17 protein-coding genes are annotated in these 15995 nt (G+C 71.4%); 10 read left to right on the plus strand and 7 right to left on the minus strand.

Translation table 11 applies throughout. From position 1 onward, the window contains the following. Positions 1-150: 150 nt before the first annotated feature. A complete protein-coding gene (locus ACK8GG_RS00815; protein ID WP_440355280.1) occupies positions 151-2478 on the minus strand; it encodes a carboxypeptidase regulatory-like domain-containing protein in 2328 nt (775 codons plus the stop codon). A gap of 161 nt (positions 2479-2639) precedes the next feature. Here ACK8GG_RS00815 and ACK8GG_RS00820 point away from each other — a divergent pair, with 161 nt between their 5' ends. From ACK8GG_RS00820 to amcA, 5 genes are all read left to right on the plus strand, one after another. Next, positions 2640-3035 carry a sterol carrier family protein gene (locus tag ACK8GG_RS00820; protein ID WP_440355281.1) on the plus strand — a complete coding sequence of 132 codons (396 nt, stop codon included), beginning with the start codon at positions 2640-2642 and terminating at the stop codon, positions 3033-3035. A gap of 121 nt (positions 3036-3156) precedes the next feature. Then, positions 3157-4710, plus strand: coding sequence for an amidophosphoribosyltransferase (purF, locus tag ACK8GG_RS00825; RefSeq protein ID WP_440355282.1), 1554 nt, complete (start codon positions 3157-3159; stop codon positions 4708-4710). Positions 4711-4803: 93 nt separating this feature from the next. Beyond that, entirely contained in the window at positions 4804-5964 is a 1161-nt protein-coding gene (purM, locus tag ACK8GG_RS00830; protein ID WP_440351467.1) for a phosphoribosylformylglycinamidine cyclo-ligase, read from the plus strand. A gap of 135 nt (positions 5965-6099) precedes the next feature. Continuing rightward, the gene (gene amcB, locus ACK8GG_RS00835; RefSeq protein ID WP_440354723.1) at positions 6100-7212 is read left to right on the plus strand and encodes a cyclophane-forming radical SAM peptide maturase AmcB; all 1113 of its coding nucleotides are present in this window, start codon (positions 6100-6102) and stop codon (positions 7210-7212) included. After that, positions 7172-7408 (plus strand): multiple cyclophane-containing RiPP AmcA, encoded by a 237-nt coding sequence (gene amcA / locus ACK8GG_RS00840; protein ID WP_440355283.1) that lies wholly within the window; start codon positions 7172-7174, stop codon positions 7406-7408. The genes amcB and amcA overlap by 41 nt, the downstream gene beginning before the upstream one ends. Before the next feature lie 139 nt (positions 7409-7547). On the opposite strand, the gene ACK8GG_RS00845 is transcribed toward amcA, so the two are convergent. Together ACK8GG_RS00845 and ACK8GG_RS00850 are read right to left on the minus strand one after the other, a co-directional pair. Next, positions 7548-7766, minus strand: a complete 219-nt coding sequence (locus ACK8GG_RS00845; protein WP_440355284.1) for a DUF3073 domain-containing protein — start codon at positions 7764-7766, stop codon at positions 7548-7550. Positions 7767-8152: 386 nt separating this feature from the next. Then, on the minus strand, positions 8153-9235 hold the full coding sequence (locus ACK8GG_RS00850; protein ID WP_440355285.1) for a Glu/Leu/Phe/Val family dehydrogenase: 1083 nt from the start codon (positions 9233-9235) through the stop codon (positions 8153-8155). 192 nt (positions 9236-9427) lie between these two features. On the opposite strand from ACK8GG_RS00850, the gene ACK8GG_RS00855 reads away from it, so the two are divergent. Together ACK8GG_RS00855 and ACK8GG_RS00860 are read left to right on the plus strand one after the other, a co-directional pair. Further along, complete coding sequence (locus ACK8GG_RS00855; RefSeq protein WP_440351471.1) at positions 9428-10267, plus strand: DUF8083 family protein; 840 nt, start codon at positions 9428-9430, stop codon at positions 10265-10267. A 275-nt stretch (positions 10268-10542) separates the two neighbouring features. After that, complete coding sequence (locus ACK8GG_RS00860; protein ID WP_007073996.1) at positions 10543-10752, plus strand: BldC family transcriptional regulator; 210 nt, start codon at positions 10543-10545, stop codon at positions 10750-10752. Positions 10753-10850: 98 nt separating this feature from the next. On the opposite strand, the gene ACK8GG_RS00865 is transcribed toward ACK8GG_RS00860, so the two are convergent. Both ACK8GG_RS00865 and ACK8GG_RS00870 read right to left on the minus strand, forming a co-directional pair. Further along, a complete protein-coding gene (locus ACK8GG_RS00865) occupies positions 10851-11252 on the minus strand; it encodes a PPOX class F420-dependent oxidoreductase (RefSeq protein WP_440351472.1) in 402 nt (133 codons plus the stop codon). Between the two features lie 57 nt (positions 11253-11309). After that, positions 11310-11591 carry a hypothetical protein gene (locus tag ACK8GG_RS00870; protein WP_440351473.1) on the minus strand — a complete coding sequence of 94 codons (282 nt, stop codon included), beginning with the start codon at positions 11589-11591 and terminating at the stop codon, positions 11310-11312. Positions 11592-11736: 145 nt separating this feature from the next. On the opposite strand from ACK8GG_RS00870, the gene ACK8GG_RS00875 reads away from it, so the two are divergent. Further along, positions 11737-12594 carry a 3-hydroxyacyl-CoA dehydrogenase family protein gene (locus tag ACK8GG_RS00875; RefSeq protein WP_440351474.1) on the plus strand — a complete coding sequence of 286 codons (858 nt, stop codon included), beginning with the start codon at positions 11737-11739 and terminating at the stop codon, positions 12592-12594. After that, the gene (locus ACK8GG_RS00880) at positions 12591-13343 is read left to right on the plus strand and encodes an enoyl-CoA hydratase/isomerase family protein (RefSeq protein ID WP_440354471.1); all 753 of its coding nucleotides are present in this window, start codon (positions 12591-12593) and stop codon (positions 13341-13343) included. The genes ACK8GG_RS00875 and ACK8GG_RS00880 overlap by 4 nt, the downstream gene beginning before the upstream one ends. 31 nt (positions 13344-13374) lie before the next feature. Here the strand turns inward: ACK8GG_RS00880 and ACK8GG_RS00885 are convergent, their stop codons facing one another. Next, positions 13375-14715, minus strand: a complete 1341-nt coding sequence (locus ACK8GG_RS00885; protein ID WP_440351476.1) for an ABC transporter substrate-binding protein — start codon at positions 14713-14715, stop codon at positions 13375-13377. A gap of 185 nt (positions 14716-14900) precedes the next feature. Between ACK8GG_RS00885 and ACK8GG_RS00890 the strand changes: the two genes are divergently transcribed. Beyond that, positions 14901-15266, plus strand: a complete 366-nt coding sequence (locus tag ACK8GG_RS00890) for a hypothetical protein (RefSeq protein WP_440355670.1) — start codon at positions 14901-14903, stop codon at positions 15264-15266. Between the two features lie 63 nt (positions 15267-15329). On the opposite strand, the gene ACK8GG_RS00895 is transcribed toward ACK8GG_RS00890, so the two are convergent. After that, the gene (locus ACK8GG_RS00895) at positions 15330-15845 is read right to left on the minus strand and encodes an SRPBCC family protein (protein ID WP_440355286.1); all 516 of its coding nucleotides are present in this window, start codon (positions 15843-15845) and stop codon (positions 15330-15332) included. Between the last annotated feature and the right edge of the window lie 150 nt (positions 15846-15995).

Below are 15995 nucleotides of genomic sequence, written 5' to 3' on the forward strand. Positions count from 1 at the left end.
GGTCTGGCGCCCTGCGCCACTGCTGCTAACCGGCGCTTTCCCCGTCCCCCGCGGCGCCCGCCACCCCCGGGTGGGGGACGCGGCCCGCCCGGGGGGGGGTCGGGCCGCTTCCACGTTTCGTGCCGGGCGTTCTGCGGGCCGGCGTCCGGCTCAGTCGTCGAGCCAGTCCAGCGACCGGCGCGACCGGTCCTGCGGCTGCCCCGGAACGTCGGGGCGGGCCCGCTCACCCTGCGGGGCGCTGCCGTAGTAGCCCGGCTCGTCGTACCCACCGGGCCGCTGCGGTGCGCCGGTCTCTCCGTAACCACCCTGCGGCGGTACGGGGTCGTAGCCGCCCTGCGGTGGTACGGGGTCGTAGCCGCCCTGCGGCGGCGCGGGGTCGTAGCCGCGCGGGCCGTAGCCGGCGGGTTCGCCGTAGCCGCGCGCGGGCGGTGCCGGGTCGTAGCCGGTCGGTTCGCCGTAGCCGCGTTGCGGCGCTGCGGGGTCGTAGCCGCCGCGGGGGTCGTATCCCGTCGGTTCGCTGTAGCCGCCGCGCTGGTCGTAGCCGGCCGGGCTGCCGTAGCCCTCGGCCCGCTGCTCATAGCCGACGGGTTCGCCGTAGCCGCGCGAAGGCGCCGCCGTGTCGTACCCGGCCGCAGGCGCGGGGTCGTAGCCGCCGGCCGACGGTGCCGGGTCGTAGCCGCCGGGCTGGGGTGCGGGGTCGTAGCCGCCGGGTTGGGGTGCCGGGCTGCCGTAGTCGTCGCCGTACCCGCGCTGCGGGCTGCCGTAGCCGCCGCTCTCCGCCTCGCCGTAGCCGCCGCGCTCGCCGTATCCGCCCTGCGGCGTGGTGCTGCCGTACGCGCCGCCCTGGCCGGTGCCGTACGCGCCGCCCGCCGGGCTGCCGTAATCCTTCTCCGCGCCGTAGCCGCCGCGGCCGTACCCGGGCTCCGGGTTGTCGTAGCCGGGCTCCGGCTCGGGGCTGGCGGTGGGCCGGCCGTAGCCGCCCGGCTCCTGGCCGTAGCCCCGGCCGGACTGGCCGGCCGGTTCCTGCAGACCAGTGGCGTACGGGTCGGCGGCCGGGCCGTAGATCTCGGTGTTGGGGCCGTAGCGGCCGGTCGGTTCATCGCCCCGGTCGCCGTAACCACCCGGGGCCGGGGAGCTGTAGCCCCCGCCCGAGGCGGGTGAGTCGCCGTACCCCGCGCCCGAGGCCGGGGTGCTGCTGTAGCCGCTGCCCGAGGCGGGACCGCTGCCGTACTCCTCTTCGCCCCAGGCGCCGCGGGCCTGCTGGCCGTAGCCCTGGTGCTGCACGGGCGGCAGCGGGGCGCCGTACGGGTCGGGGAACTCGTCCTCGACCAGCGGCCGGCTGTGCATCATCGTCGGCGCGTCCGCCAGGGAGGTGCCGCCCACCATCGTCGCGTCCGCCACCGGGGCAGGCCGGACGATGCGGGTCTTGTCGTCGAGCCCGTTGTACGCGCCACGGGAACCCGGCACCGCCGCTGCGCCGCCACCGGCGCCGCCGTTCTTCGGGTCGTCGTCCTCGTCCGCGTCGTCCTCGCCGTTCTTGCGTCGCATCAGCAGCAGCACGATGGTGCCGACGCCGAGCGCCACGAAGAGACCGCCGACGACAATCATCCCGAGCGAGAAGCCGCCGCCACTGCTCTCGGCCGCCGCCTGGTCGTTGGTGGGAACCGCCTGGGTCGGCTCGGCGCTGAACTCCTCCTCCTCGTCGTCCGTGGCCGGCGTGGGGCTGGCCGACGGAGTGGGCGAGGGGGAGGGGGCGACCTGCATCGCCAGGATCACGCCGGTGACGTTCTGGCCGTTGGCGCCGTTGATGGTGGTCGACTTGGTCTTCCCGTCGTGGCTGGCTCCGATCTCGATCGGGCCCGGCGCGATCGGGTTCGAGCGGGAGCCGCGGAAGCTGAAGTTGCCGCTGTCGTTGGTCCCGGTCTCGTAGTTGTTGCCGGCCGAGTCCAGCAGCATGACCATGGCGCCGGGTACACCCGCGCCGGTGGCGATGTCGGTGACCTTGCCGGCGATCCCGCCGACGGTCTGCACCTCGGGGCCCTTGACGGTGATCCGGTGAGTGGCGCTCCCGCCATTCGCGGTGATGCGGATATCGCCGCGGGCGGTCTTCCCGCTGCCGACGGAGGGGGCGGTCAGGGTGACGGAGAAGGACTTGGGTTCACCGGGCGTGAGCTCCTCCGGCTGCCCGCAAGCGCCGGAGCAGGACCAGCCGGATGGCACGTTGACGCCGATGTCGACGTTCACACGCGGCACGGGCATCGGCACGGGCACCTGGCCCGGCGGGTCCTGGTCGTCTGCTGGTGCGGTGACGGAATAGGTCAGCTGGACCTTGCCGCCGGAGGTGACCGTGGTCGGCCCGGTGATGTTGACGGTGGGCTCGGCGGCGAGGGCGGGCGTTGCGGGAGCGGCGAGGAGCGCGCCGGCGATCAGGGCCGCCACCACACCGGCCCGCTGCTTCCAGGATCGGTGTGTTGACACGTCCACCGCCTTCCGGTCCGACCTCCCCGACCTGCCGGACGGCGGTCGGAGATCAAGTCCGTATGTCGAATACACCGCGGGCAACTATGCCTTGCCGACCGGGTCCGGCGCGACCCAGGGCCGCCGCTGGAGAAGGCGGTCACGAGTCGTATTGTCCGGGCATGTCCACTACCGGTAACGACGGGGCGGCGGTGGCCGTAGCGGTTGCGGCGCTCGACGCGGGACGCAGCCCGGACCGGACGCAGCTGCGGGACGCCGTTCGGACGCTGCTGGCTGCGCTTTCGCAGGCGGCGCCCGGCCGATCGGTGGAGGTGCGGGTCCCACCTTACGGTGCAGTTCAGTGCCTCGCCGGGCCGCGGCACACCCGGGGGACCCCGCCGAATGTCGTGGAGACCGAGCCGGTGACCTGGTTGCGGCTGGCGACCGGCCGCCTCGAATGGGGGCAGGCTGTTGCTGACGGGCTGGTACGTACGAGCGGAATCCGGGCGGATCTGGGCGAATTGCTGCCGGTGTGGCCGGACTCAGGGGCAACTTCCACTACGCACAGCGATAGATAAGCTACTATCCGTGCTGGTCGAAGGTCGCGTACACTGACGAAACAAGCAGCGTCCCCGGCGTGCCGACGGACGCGATCTGACCTCGTCAAGCGGTCCAGAGACAGCATTGAGGGAGCAACAGGTGCCCCGAGGCGACGGCCGGCTGAATCACAACCTCGATTCGGAGCAGCCCGGCCCCCAGGACGCATGCGGCGTCTTCGGGGTGTGGGCCCCGAAAGAGGAAGTAGCCAAGCTCACCTACTTCGGTCTCTACGCCCTGCAGCACCGCGGCCAGGAAGCCGCCGGAATGGCAGTGAGCGACGGCTCCGGGGTGGTGGTCTACAAGGACGTCGGCCTGGTCGCCCAGGTCTTCGACGAGCCGACCCTGGCCAGCCTGCGCGGACAGGTCGCCATCGGCCACACCCGGTATTCGACCACCGGCGGCTCGACCTGGGAGAACGCCCAGCCCACCATCCGCTCCAGCAGCTCCGGCACCACCATCGCGCTCGCGCACAACGGCAACCTCGTCAACACCGCCGAGCTGACCCGGGAACTCGCCGGCACCTCGCTCGACTCCGACGGCGCCACCAGTGACACCGCCCTGGTGACGATGCTGCTGGCCAGCCACCCGGACCTCTCCGTCGAGGCCGCCGCGCTGGAGGTGCTGCCGAAGCTGCGGGGCGCGTTCAGCTTCGTCTTCATGGACGAGACCACCCTCTACGCCGCCCGGGACCCGCACGGCGTACGGCCGCTGGTGCTCGGCCGGCTCGAGCGCGGCTGGGTCGTCGCCAGCGAGACCGCCGCGCTGGACATCGTCGGCGCCAGCGTGGTGCGCGAGGTCGAGCCCGGGGAGCTGCTGGCGATCGACGTGGAGGGGCTGCGCTCGTTCCGCTTCGCCACCCCCGAACCCAAGGGCTGCATCTTCGAGTACGTCTACATCGCCCGCCCGGACGCCACCATCGCCGGCCGCAACGTCTACGCCACCCGGGTCGAGATCGGCCGCCGCCTCGCCGAGGAACACCCTGTCGACGCGGACCTGGTCATCGGCGTCCCGGAGTCCGGCATCCCCGCCGCCATCGGCTACGCCGAGGCCTCCGGCATCCCGTACGGCTCCGGGCTGATGAAGAACCCGTACGTCGGGCGGACCTTCATCCAGCCGTCGCAGACCCTGCGCCAGCTCGGCATCCGTCTCAAGCTCAACCCGCTGCGCGAGAACGTGCGCGGCAAGCGGCTGGTCGTGGTCGACGACTCGATCGTGCGCGGCAACACCCAGCGGGCGATCGTGCGGATGCTGCGCGAGGCCGGGGCGCTGGAGGTGCACGTACGCATCTCCTCCCCGCCGGTCAACTGGCCCTGCTTCTACGGCATCGACTTCGCCACCCGCGCCGAGTTGCTCGCCAACGGTCTCGACAACGAGGGCATCCGCCGGTCGATCGGCGCCGACACCCTCGGGTACGTCTCCGTCGACGGACTGATCGCCGCGACCGAGCAGCCGAAGTCGCGGCTCTGCCGGGCCTGCTTCGACGGTGAGTACCCGATCGACCTGCCGGCGGAGAACCTGATCGGCAAGCACGTGCTCGAGGGGGTGGGCCGCCGGGTCGCTGTCAAGCCCGGCGCCGGTAAACCCGCGGAGCCCGTCAGCACCGCGGCCCTCGCAGCCAGCCTGGGCGTCAGCACCACACCGAACCGGCCGTAGCACCACGATCCGATGTGGGCCAGGACGGCAACCGCCGTCTCATGCCACCGGCGGGATCCGCACCGGAGTACCGAGACAAGCAAGGGGATTACCGTGACGCACGTGACTGAGCGCAATGGGGCAGCGAGCGGTCCCGCCGATGGTCCGGCCGGTGGCGACCGGCAGCCGTGGACCGGCGGCGCCGGCCGTGGCACCCGCAAGCGCTCCGCGTCGTACGCGGACGCCGGTGTCTCGATCGAGGCGGGCGACCGGGCGGTCGAGCTGCTGAAGTCGAAGGTGCGCCAGACCCGGCGACCCGAGGTGCTGGGTGACCTGGGCGGTTTCGCCGGCCTCTTCCGGCTGGACACCAAGAAGTACCGCAACCCGATCCTCGCCTCCTCCACCGACGGCGTCGGCACCAAGCTGGTCATCGCCCAGCAGCTCGACATCCACGACACCGTCGGTATCGACCTGGTCGCGATGGTCGTCGACGACCTGGTCGCCTGCGGCGCCGAGCCGCTCTTCCTGCTGGACTACATCGCCACCGGCGAGGTCGTGCCGGACAAGGTCGCCGAGATCGGCGCCGGGATCGCCGACGGCTGCCGCTACGCCGGCTGCGCCCTGCTCGGCGGCGAGACCGCCGAGCACCCCGGTGTGCTGCGCCCCGACGAGTACGACATCTCCGCCACCGGCGTCGGCGTGGTCGAGGAGAGCGACATCCTCAGCCGCGAGCGGGTCGAGGTCGGCGACGTCGTCATCGCGATGAAGTCCTCCGGCCTGCACTCCAACGGCTACTCGCTGGTGCGTCACGTGCTGCTGGGCGTTGCCCGGATGCGGCTGGACACCGTCATCGAGGACTTCGGCCGGCAGCGCACCCTCGGCGAGGAACTGCTCACCCCGACCCGGATCTACGCCAAGGACTGCCTGAAGCTGATCGCCGAGGCGGAGGTGCGGGCGCTGGCCCACGTCACCGGCGGCGGCATCCCCGGCAACCTGGTCCGCATCCTGCCGGAGAACGTCGACGCCATCGTCAACCGCGCCACCTGGAAGCCGCAGCCGGTCTTCGACCTGATCCAGGCCAAGGGGCGCATCGAGGACGCCGAGATGGAGTCGACATTCAACATGGGTGTCGGCATGTTCGCCATCGTCTCGGCCGAGGACGCCGACCGCGCGCTGGCCTGCCTGACCGGCTCCGGTGTCGAGGCGTGGCAGGCCGGCGAGATCATCGAGGGCTCCGGCAACGTGCAGATGGTCGGCCAGCACACCCGGGGCTGATTACTCTGCGTTGATCGGTAGAACACCTGATCAGGGGTTCACCCGGACGGTCGTCCCCGCCTAGCCTGAAGGGACACTTTCGCCGCTGGCGGGAAGGAGGGCTGGGTGGGTATTCCCGCACAGCGGGCCGCCGGGATGAACGGGCTGTCCACCGTCCCCTCGTACGTCGTGATGCAGCCAACCACGCTCTGCAACATGGACTGTGGTTACTGCTACCTGCCGCTGCGTGCGCAGGACCGCCGGATGCCGGTGGCGGTGGCGCAGGCGGTGGCCACCTCGGTCAACCCGTGGGCCCGGCGTGGCCGCTTCTCGGTCGTCTGGCACGGCGGGGAGCCGCTGGCGGCCGGCCGGAAGCATCTGGGCGAGCTGCTGGCGCCCTTCGGGCCCGAGGTGGAGCACCACGTACAGACCAACGCGACGCTGATCGACGACGAGTGGTGCGAGTTCTTCGTGGCGCACTCGATGCGGGTGAGCATCAGCGTCGACGGCCCCCGCGAGCGCAACACCGACCGGGTCGACCGGGCCGGGCGCCCGGCGTACGACAAGATCCGGCGCGGGGTGGACGCCCTGCGCCGGCACGGCCTGCCCTTCTCGGCGCTGGCGGTGGTCGGCCGCCCCGAACCGGGGCTCGCCACCGAGCTGTACGACTACTTCCTCGACCTCGGTTGTGAGGTGCTCGGCATCAACATCGAGGAGATGGAGGGGACGAACACCCGCGACAACGGGCACTCCGCCGAGTCGGTGCGTGGCTTCTGGGCGGAGCTGGTGGGCGCGTGGCGTCGTGATCCCCGGATCCACCTGCGCGAAATCGAATGGTCGATGCGGTACGCGGCGGCGGTGCTCGACGGCACCGCCGGCGAGTTGCTGCCGCGGCGGCTGGATCCGATCCCCACCATCGGTTACGACGGTTCGGTCGTGGTCCTCTCACCCGAGCTGGCGGGCTTCGACGATCCCCGGCACGGGGATTTCAGCAGTGGCAATGTGCTGCGGTCGCCGTTGGCGGAGATCCTCGACGGTGCGGCCGGCACCGGCTGGGTACGGGAGTTCCTCGGCGGGGTGGAGGCCTGCCGCTCTGGTTGTGGCTACTTCGGCTTCTGCGGGGGCGGGCACGCCGCCAACCGGTACTTCGAGCACGGGCGCTTCGACGGCACGGAGACCAATCACTGCCGCAACAGCAAGATCCACCTACTGGAGGGAGTGTTGGAGCATGCCCGAGAGCATCAGTGTGATCACGACGGGGCCCGTTGAGGCGTACGCCCCGGGCACGGTCGAGGAGCGGGTACGCAGTGCCGGCGCCGGACTGACGGCGCTGCTCGGCGAGGCCGAAGTCGCCCGCCGGCTCCGGGCGGAGGTGGCCGGCGGTGAGGAGACCGGCGCGGTCTGCGCCTGGAACCACTTCGAGAACATTCCGACGTTCTACAACTGGAACAACCGTCCGCGGTAGCTGTAAATGATCAGGGACCCGGAGCGACCGGCAGTTTCGCCGGCAACTCCGGGTCCCTGATCATTGTCGTCAGGTCATCCCCTGATCGGACATGCTGCGAGCACGCGGTCCTTACCGCGTGCTCGCAGAAGCCGAAGGGTCAACGTGCCGGAGACGGCCAGGATTTCGGCTCGTCGTCCGCGTCGTGATCCTCGTCGTCGTCGTCTACGTAATCTTTGTAGTCGTCGACGAAGTCGTGGTCAGACTTGCCGCTGCCGCCGAGTTCTCGCTGCAAGGCGGCGAGGTCGGTGTTCGGGGTCTGGTATTTCAGCTCCCGGGCCACCTTTGTCTGCTTGGCCTTAGCACGGCCGCGCCCCATGGCTCGACCCCCTCGCACAGAATTCGGGGCAGCCCGAAGGCGGGCCCCGATGACGTCAGGCATCTCTCGTGGCTCTTACGGTACATGGGAGGGCCCACCTTCGGCACCTCGGGTTACCGCCGACCGGCCCCCCGCGTCGCAGTGGTCCGGCCGGCACCGAGTCTACCCGGTAAGGAGCGCTGCTCCGGGCTGGCCGTAACGCATCTTGGCGACGCGAGGAGCGGCGGAAAGGCTCCCCGACGACACTCTACCGATAACCCACGATCAACGGTGCTAAGGCGCGGAACAGTTCGAACCGGGACAGAATCCGCCGACCCGACCCGACCCGACCCGACCCGACCCGACCCGACCCGACCCGACCCGCGCTCGCCGGAGCCGGCTCGTGTTCAGCCGACCCGGATGGTGCGCAGCCGCCCGACCTCCGCCATCCGCTGCTCCGCGAGCCGGTCCGCGGCCGCCGCCGGGGGCACCCCCTCGGCCTCGGCGCGCTGCAGGATCCGGCGGGTGGTCTCGAAGATCCCGCTCGCCTGCAGCTTGGCGCGGTCGAAGTTGAAGCCCTTGATCTCGTCGGCGACCTGGATGACCCCGCCGGCGTTGATCACGTAGTCCGGCGCGTAGAGGATGCCGCGTTCGGTGAGGAGCTTCCCGATGCCGGCGTGGGCGAGCTGGTTGTTCGCCGCACCCGCGACGATCCTGGCGCGCAGCACCGGCACGGTGGAGTCGTTGAGGGCGCCGCCGAGGGCGCAGGGGGCGTAGACGTCGATGTCGGAGGTGATCAGCGCGGTGACGTCCGCGACCAGGTCCATCTCGGGGTGGTTGCGCCGGGCCCAGTCCAGCGCCTTCTCGCTGACGTCGGTCGCCACCACCGAGGCGCCGTCGTCGAGCAGGTGCGCGACCAGGTAGCGGCCGACCTTGCCCAGTCCGGCGACGCCGACGCGGCGGCCGGCCAGGCTCGGTGTGCCCCAGGCGTGCTCGGCGGCGGCCCGCATCCCCTGGAAGACACCCCAGGCGGTCAGGATCGACGAGTCGCCCGCACCGCCGTACTCGACGCTGCGGCCGGTGACGTACCGGGTCTCGCGGCCGACCAGGTCCATGTCCGGCACGTACGTGCCGACGTCGCAGGCGGTGTAGTAGCGCCCGCCGAGCGTCTCGACGAAGCGGCCGTAGGCGCGCAGCAGCGCCTCGCTCTTGTCCTGCTCGGGGTCGCCCCAGATGACGGCCTTGCCGCCGCCGAGGTCCAGGCCGGCCATGGCGTTCTTGTACGCCATGCCGCGGGAGAGGTCCAGCACGTCCGCGAGGGCCTCGGCCTCGGTCGCGTACGGGTAGAAGCGGGTGCCGCCGAGGGCGGGACCGAGCGCGGTGGAGTAGATGGCGATGACTGCCTTGAGGCCGCTGCGCCGGTCCTGGCAGAAGACAACCTGCTCGTGCCCGGCGGTGGCCGGGTCGTCGGGGGTGGCGAATACGCCCATGACGTGCTCCTGGGGGTCGGGGGTGCGCCCTTGTGGGTGCGCGGGACCTGACGGACGAAACCGGCGGGGTGTTGCCGGCTGAGTCCGAGCCTAGTATCGGTGGCGACCCCGCCGGGGTCCGCGTGTGTCGGTATTCGATCTGATCAGCGGCGCTGCGGGCGGCCGGATTCCGTTTCGTGGGAGGATCACCCGGTGCCGCCGCTCTTCGCTTCATACCTGCGGGTGTACGAGCCGTTGACCGCCTTCGATCGTGACCGGCAGCAGTACTGGCGCCGGTACGTCGAACAGGGGCGGGCGGTGGCGCCTGCCGAAGGGCCGGGCCGGCAGCGGACCGCGGTGATCGAGGCGCTCGGCGCGGGCTGGACCCGGCTGCCCGACCCGCCCGAGGACGCGTATGTCCTGGAAACCGACGACACTCTTCTTGTCTGTCCCTGGAACCTGCGGGTGCGGGTCGCCGAGGCCGCGTTGAACGCGCGCGAGGGCGTGCCGCCGGTGCTCGCCGACGCGTTCGTGCCGCCGGTGCTCGCCGGCCAGGCCAAGGTGGTGGTCGACGACTGGCGCAGCGGTGCCCGGGTGCTGGAGCAGGGCGTGCCGCGGGTGCACGAGCAGGTCGCCACCTGGGGTGTTCCGCTGCGCTGGTTCGTCTTCTTCGACATCGGCGAGCGGGACCTGCAGCTGCATCCCGGGCGCCGGGCGCTGCGCTACCGCACCGAGATCTCCAAGGCCCGGCGGCGGGGGTCGCGGGCGCTGTCGGTGCTGCGCAAGTCCGTCGGCGACGCGCCGATCACCGAGGTGGTCGAGGAGGCGGCGCGCTGGCTGGAGGAGTTCCACCCGCGGTCGGTGGTGGAGCTCGACTACGGCGGTGTGGTGGCGCTGCTCGACGACGAGCGGTTGCGCGACGACGACTCGGTGCAGCTGGTCGGTGAGGCGCTGGCGGGGCTCTCCGACGGGGACCCGGATGTCGCCACCGGGGCTTACGAGCGGCTCGTCAGCCGGTGGCGCGCGGTCCAGTTGCTGGAACGTGCGAACTGAAACACCGTTTCCTGATGGGGAACCCGAGAAGGGCAAATCCGCCCGGAACTGCAAAAATTGTTCGTGGGCGAGTGGTCACCCAGCGTGTAAAGTCGTCCAAATAACGCCAGTTCTGGGCGTAAAAGCGCGATAATTCGGGCATTGTTCATCCGTCCATCCAATGACCTTCGGCCGTTCGGGCCATGTCGGACATCGGGGACTAGCCGGACCATGGGAGTCGCGTCGGCCGGCGGGACCCCGGCCGATGTCTTTAGGTACCTGTGGAGGAGTGACCGATGGCATCGCGAACGCACGAACCAGAGCCGCTACTCACGCCGGCCGAGGTGGCGTCGATGTTCCGTGTCGACCCGAAGACCGTGACCCGGTGGGCGAAGGCGGGCAAGCTCAGTGCGATCCGGACTCTGGGCGGCCACCGGCGCTACCGCGAGTCGGAGGTTCGCGCCCTGCTGCAGGGGCAGATTCCCCAGCAGCGCCAGGGCGACTGACGAACTGGTCGAGCCTCGTTCAGGGGGCGGTCACCGCGACATCCGTCGCGAGGACCGCCCCCTGAATCGTCTTCGTCAGCAGTGCAGTTGCCTGCCGGTCAGTCAGCCGGCTGCTCGTCGGCGCCGGTCAGCTCGATCCTGACGCCCACCGTGCCGGCGGAGCCGCGCCGCAGTTTGCTGCCGAGCAGCGACAGTCGGCCCAGCAGGCCGTACTTGCGCTTCAGCAACGCCTTGACCTCCTCGGTGCCGGCGGCGTCCAGCAGCTGCGCCCGGCCCGGCACCGCCGCGCCGTGGGTGCGGCCGCGGGCGTCGCAGGGCGCCACGGTCACCTGGGTGTTACGGCGCAGCCGCTTCACCTTTCCGGAGTCGGCGGCGGTCCAGACCGCGAGCGCGTCCCCGTCGCGCACCATCCAGACGGGGGTGGCCACCGCCCGGCCGTCACGCCGGTAGGTGGTGAGTGAGATGTACTTCTCGGGCGCAAGACGGTCGAGGTCGGTCACCAGGCCAGGATACGGGCCCTGTCGCCGACACGCCGGTGACAGGGCCCTCGCCATCCGTCAGACCGTGGTCGTCGGCGGCAGGTCGCTGGGCGTGTGCCCGCCGTCGCCGTCGACAACCTCGTCCGGGGTGCCGTCCTCGTCGCGGTCCACCATGGTGATGTCCACTTTGCCGTCACCGTCGGTGTCGAACTGGTACAGGTCGGGCTTGCCGTCGCCGTCGGTGTCCACCACCCAGACGTCGGTACGGCCGTCGCCGGTGGTGTCGGCCCGGAGCAGATCCACGTGCTCGTCGCCCCTGGTCTCGACGACCTCGTCCGGGTTCTGGGTTGCCTCGCTCATGGGATGTCGCCTCTCGCCTCTCCACGCGCCGCCACTGCGGCGTACCCGCCTACCGTAGGGCCCGGCGGCGATCACGGCGACCGGGACGGCGACCCGGTTCACGGCGCCCTGCCCGCCTGCGGCGGCACGGGCTAGGGTCGGCGCCATGGATGATCGATTCGTTGTCGTCGGGGCCGGCACGATGGGCCTCGGCATCGCCTACACGGCCGCCGGAGCGGGCTTCGCCGTCGACCTGGTGGAGGTCGACCCGGACCGGGCGCGGGCCGCCGGGACACGTCTGGACGAGCTCTGCGCCGAAGCCGTACGCCGCGGCAAGCTCGACGTCGACGCGGGACGTGCCCAGCGCGACCGGGTGACGCTGCGCGCCGGACTCGACCAGTGCGACCCCGAGCCGGCGGTGCTGGTCGAGGCGGTGCCCGAGCAGCGCGATCTGAAGAGGACGGTGCTCGAACGGGCCGAAGGGCTGCGGCCGGCGCTGCTGGCGAGCAACACCTCCAGCATCGCCATCGCCGACCTGGCCGCCGGGCTCGCCGCCGGTGACCGCTTCATCGGTCTGCACTTCTTCAACCCGGTCTGGGCGATGTCCCTGCTGGAGATCGTCGTCGGCGCGGCGACCGCGCCCGCGACCACCGACAGCGCCCTCGCGCTCGCCGCCCGCCTCGGCAAGGACCCGGTGGTCGTACGGGACCTGCCCGGCTTCGCCACCAGCCGCCTCGGGGTGACCCTCGGGCTGGAGGCGATCCGGATGGTCGCCGACGGGGTGGCCGCACCCGCCGACATCGACAAGGCCATGGTGCTCGGCTACCGGCACCCGGTCGGCCCGCTGGAGCTGACCGACCTGGTCGGGCTCGACGTCCGGCTGGACATCGCCCGGACCCTGCAGGCCGCGTACGGCGAGCGCTTCGCCCCGCCGCCGCTGCTGGAGCAGATGGTGGCCGACGGGCATCTCGGAAAGAAGTCCGGCCAGGGCTTCTACCGCTGGGAAGGCGGGCGGCGGCAGTGAGCGCGACGAGCGGACTGCAGGTCGAGGAGCTGCCGGACCGGGTCGTTGCCACGCTCGCCCGGCCGGAGAAGCGCAACGCCATCGACGCCGACCTGGTGGCCGCGCTGCACGCGCTCTGCGCCGAACTCGAAGCCCGCCCCCGGCTACTGCTGCTCACCGGCGGGGCCGAGGGCATCTTCGCCGCCGGAGCCGACATCGCACAGCTGCGCGACCGCGACCGCCTCGACGCGCTGGCCGCGATCAACGCGGGGATCTTCGCTCGGATCCGGGCGCTGCCGATGCCGAGCGTGGCGGCCGTCGACGGGCCCGCGCTCGGTGGCGGCGCAGAGCTGTCGTACGCCTGCGATCTGCGCGTCTGCACCGAGCGGGCGGTCTTCGGCCAGCCGGAGGTCCGGCTCGGCATCATCGCCGGCGCCGGCGCGACCCACCGGCTGCCGGCGCTGATCGGTGAGGCGCGGGCCAAGGAGCTGCTCTACACCGGACGGCGGATGGACGCCGCCGAGGCGCTGCGCGTGGGCCTGGTCAACCAGGTGGTCGCGGACCCGGCGGCGCTGCTGCCGACCGCGCACGGCCTGCTGGACGAGATGGCGAAGGCATCGCCGCTGGCGTTGCGGCTGACCAAGCTCGCGGTGGACGCGCCCGCCGCGGCCCACCCGGCGCTGGACCTGGCCGCCCAGGCGGTCCTCTTCGAAGACGAGGAGAAGCGGGAGCGGATGACCCGCTTCCTGGACCGCCGCGACCGGCGCTGAGCCGCCACGCGGTTGCGTGGCGGCCTCGGCGTCACTTGCCGAGCGCCACGCCCAGGCGGTCGAGCGCCAGGATGACCTCGGCGGACTCGGCGAAGCCGATGATCAGTACGGCGTCGGCGCCGAACTGCGTGATTTCCCGGGCCTGGTCGTCGAAGCTGATGGTCGCCTCGTCCTCGGTCACCTCGTAGGTGAGGAGCTTGACCTGGGCCGGGTCGATGCCGGCGTTCTCCAGTTCACTGCGGACGTTCTCCTGCAGGCCGGTGCCGTAGGAGTCGTTGCGGGCCACGATGGCGATCTTGTCGGAGCCGTCGCGGATGAGGACGTCGGCCAGTGCCCGTCCCTGCAGGTAGTCCGAGGGGGCGGTGCGGAAGTAGCGGCCCTTGTCGTCGAGCGAGGTGAACCCGGCATCGGTGTTGGCGGGCGAGAAGAGGATCAGCCCGGCCGCGATGACGTCCGGCAGCACCTCGCGGGAGATGCTCGACGCGCCCGCGCCGATGATCACGTGGACGCCGGCCGCGACGTGGCTGGCGACGGTCTGCTTGGCGACCGCAACGCTCGTGCCGTCGTCACCGTCGACCCAGACGACCTTCTCGCCGAGCACCCCACCCGCGGCGTTGATCTCCTTGATCGCCAGGGTGGCGCCGGCGGCGAGCGGCGGGTACGCGATGGCGAGGTCACCGGTCTTGGGCAGCAGCCCGCCGATCTTCAGCGGCGCGCCGGTCTGGGCCTTGCTCAGCCCGTCCTGCTTCGCGGGCCGGGGGGCCCGGGCGCTGCTGGCGTCCGACTCGTTGCCGGCACCGACGAATTCGCTCTTGGCGTCGTTGATGCGGCCGTTGTCGAAGTGCAGGGTGGCGTAGCTGGCGGTCGAGGGCTCGCCGACATCGGTGAAGCCCGCCCGCTGCATCGACACCCCACGGTAGGCGATGTCGGTGCCGCGCCGGGCCAGGGCCAGGCACTCCTCGACCGAGTCGCAGCGGGTTCCCCCGTTGGTCGCCGCCACTATCTGCTCGGCGATGCGGTCCGGGTCGGTGCTCCCCGCCAGCTGCGCCGCGAGGGCGCTGATCGCGACCGCGTCGTACGACTCGGCGGCGTAGAGGTAGTCGGCGACTTTCGAGTCCATCGACAGGACCCGGTTCTTGAACTCCCCGGAGAGTGGGGTCAGGGGCGTGGTGCCCTTCATCCCGTCGAGCAGTCCGGCCTTCTCCTTGAACGCCGATATGAAGGAGTTCTGCATGTTGCCGTCTGTGCCGTAGAGCCGGATGTGCTGCGGCTCGTCCGATTCGGTCTCATCCGTACCGCAGGCACTGACGGTCAGCAACAGCGCGGCGCACAGGGCTGCTGTGGCACCGCGGAAGCCGCGTGATGTGAACATGGTCGTCCTTCCTCCCCGAAGGTCCGTTGCGCACACTAGCGCGCCGACGGGCTCATGTGGGCCGGGGATGCGCATCAATGCGCAGGCAGCAGGGATCCATTACGGAGCGTGGTGGAATCGTCGTGCGGGACGAGGTTGACCCTCCCGCCTACGCTGCCGGTGTGGCGGACTCACCTGAGCAGGTCATGAACGACGCGATGGCGGTGCTCCAGGGCGCGTTGAGCGGCGACGGCGATGCGGTCGCCGGGACCTTCGACGCCGTCGTGGACCGGTCCGGAGTGGTCGGCGCGTACGACGTGGCCTGGTGCCTGGCCGCGACGATGGTGGGGCAGGAGGCGCCGCCGGGTGCCTGTGCGCTGGAGTTCCCCGGCATCGACGAGGCGGCGTACGACACCCGCTGGGTGGCCCGGTTCGTCAGCGCGTACGCCAATCACGATGCCGACACCGGCGAGGCGCTCTTCACCGCGGCGCTGGCCGACGGCCGGCTCAGTGACTGCCTGCTGACCCTGGCCGGTTCGACGATCGCCACCCTGCGGGACCGCACCGACTGACCGCCGCGACAGGAGGCGCTGTCGGCCTGGGCGATCATCGCCGCGACCGCGCCGACTGAGCGGTCAGCCGTGGTGGGTGGTGGGGCGGGTCGCGACCTCGGCGTAGCGGCTGAGCAGCTCCTCCCAGCCGGCGGTCAGCGCGGCCCGGTACTCCTGGGCGGCGGCGCCGTGCCGGTCGAAGTGCCGGTGCTCGACGCGTACCTCGGTGTGGCCCTGGACCGGGTGGAAGTGCGCCTCGACCTCGCTGGACCGGCCCGGGTCCGGCACCGGCGTGCGGTCCGGGCCGATCTGCCAGGTGAAGCGCAACCGGTACGGCGGCTCCCAGTCGAGCACCCGCCCCCAGTCCATTCGGAACCCGTGCGGCCCGATCTCGTAGAACATGCCGTCGGCGCGGGGCTCGACACCGAGCGCGACCAGCAGCTGACGGCCGGACCAGGTGTACTCCCGGACCCACCAGTCGCCGAGCCGGTCGGTGAAGGCGGCGAACGCCTCCTCGGCCGGCACCCGGAGCCGCACGGAGGTGGAGATTGCGTACGGCGACATCTGCTGGGTGTGGATGTTGCGGCTCTCCTGTCCCATGGTCCGGACCATACCGGCAGCGGACTCAGCGTGCATCAGTACGACGCGCTGCGTGATCACGAGGGCTCACTGCCGATGTGGGAGGTCGGGGTCGGGGGATGGATTTGGCCGTCCACATGAGCACCTACGGTTCGAGGACCGACGAGTACG

It is taken from the genome of Melissospora conviva, from assembly GCF_049523535.1.
Lineage (GTDB): Bacteria > Actinomycetota > Actinomycetes > Mycobacteriales > Micromonosporaceae > Melissospora > Melissospora conviva.

Excerpts from the sequence above, each read along its gene's own strand:
- ACK8GG_RS00820 (WP_440355281.1), top strand. The coding sequence starts at position 2,640 with ATGTCCACTACCGGTAACGACGGGGCGGCGGTGGCCGTAGCGGTTGCG.
- amcB (WP_440354723.1), top strand. The coding sequence starts at position 6,100 with ATGAACGGGCTGTCCACCGTCCCCTCGTACGTCGTGATGCAGCCAACC.
- amcA (WP_440355283.1), top strand. The coding sequence starts at position 7,172 with ATGCCCGAGAGCATCAGTGTGATCACGACGGGGCCCGTTGAGGCGTAC.
- ACK8GG_RS00845 (WP_440355284.1), bottom strand. The coding sequence starts at position 7,766 with ATGGGGCGCGGCCGTGCTAAGGCCAAGCAGACAAAGGTGGCCCGGGAG.
- ACK8GG_RS00850 (WP_440355285.1), bottom strand. The coding sequence starts at position 9,235 with ATGGGCGTATTCGCCACCCCCGACGACCCGGCCACCGCCGGGCACGAG.
- ACK8GG_RS00860 (WP_007073996.1), top strand. The coding sequence starts at position 10,543 with ATGGCATCGCGAACGCACGAACCAGAGCCGCTACTCACGCCGGCCGAG.
- ACK8GG_RS00870 (WP_440351473.1), bottom strand. The coding sequence starts at position 11,591 with ATGAGCGAGGCAACCCAGAACCCGGACGAGGTCGTCGAGACCAGGGGC.
- ACK8GG_RS00875 (WP_440351474.1), top strand. The coding sequence starts at position 11,737 with ATGGATGATCGATTCGTTGTCGTCGGGGCCGGCACGATGGGCCTCGGC.
- ACK8GG_RS00885 (WP_440351476.1), bottom strand. The coding sequence starts at position 14,715 with ATGTTCACATCACGCGGCTTCCGCGGTGCCACAGCAGCCCTGTGCGCC.
- ACK8GG_RS00890 (WP_440355670.1), top strand. The coding sequence starts at position 14,901 with ATGAACGACGCGATGGCGGTGCTCCAGGGCGCGTTGAGCGGCGACGGC.
- ACK8GG_RS00895 (WP_440355286.1), bottom strand. The coding sequence starts at position 15,845 with ATGGGACAGGAGAGCCGCAACATCCACACCCAGCAGATGTCGCCGTAC.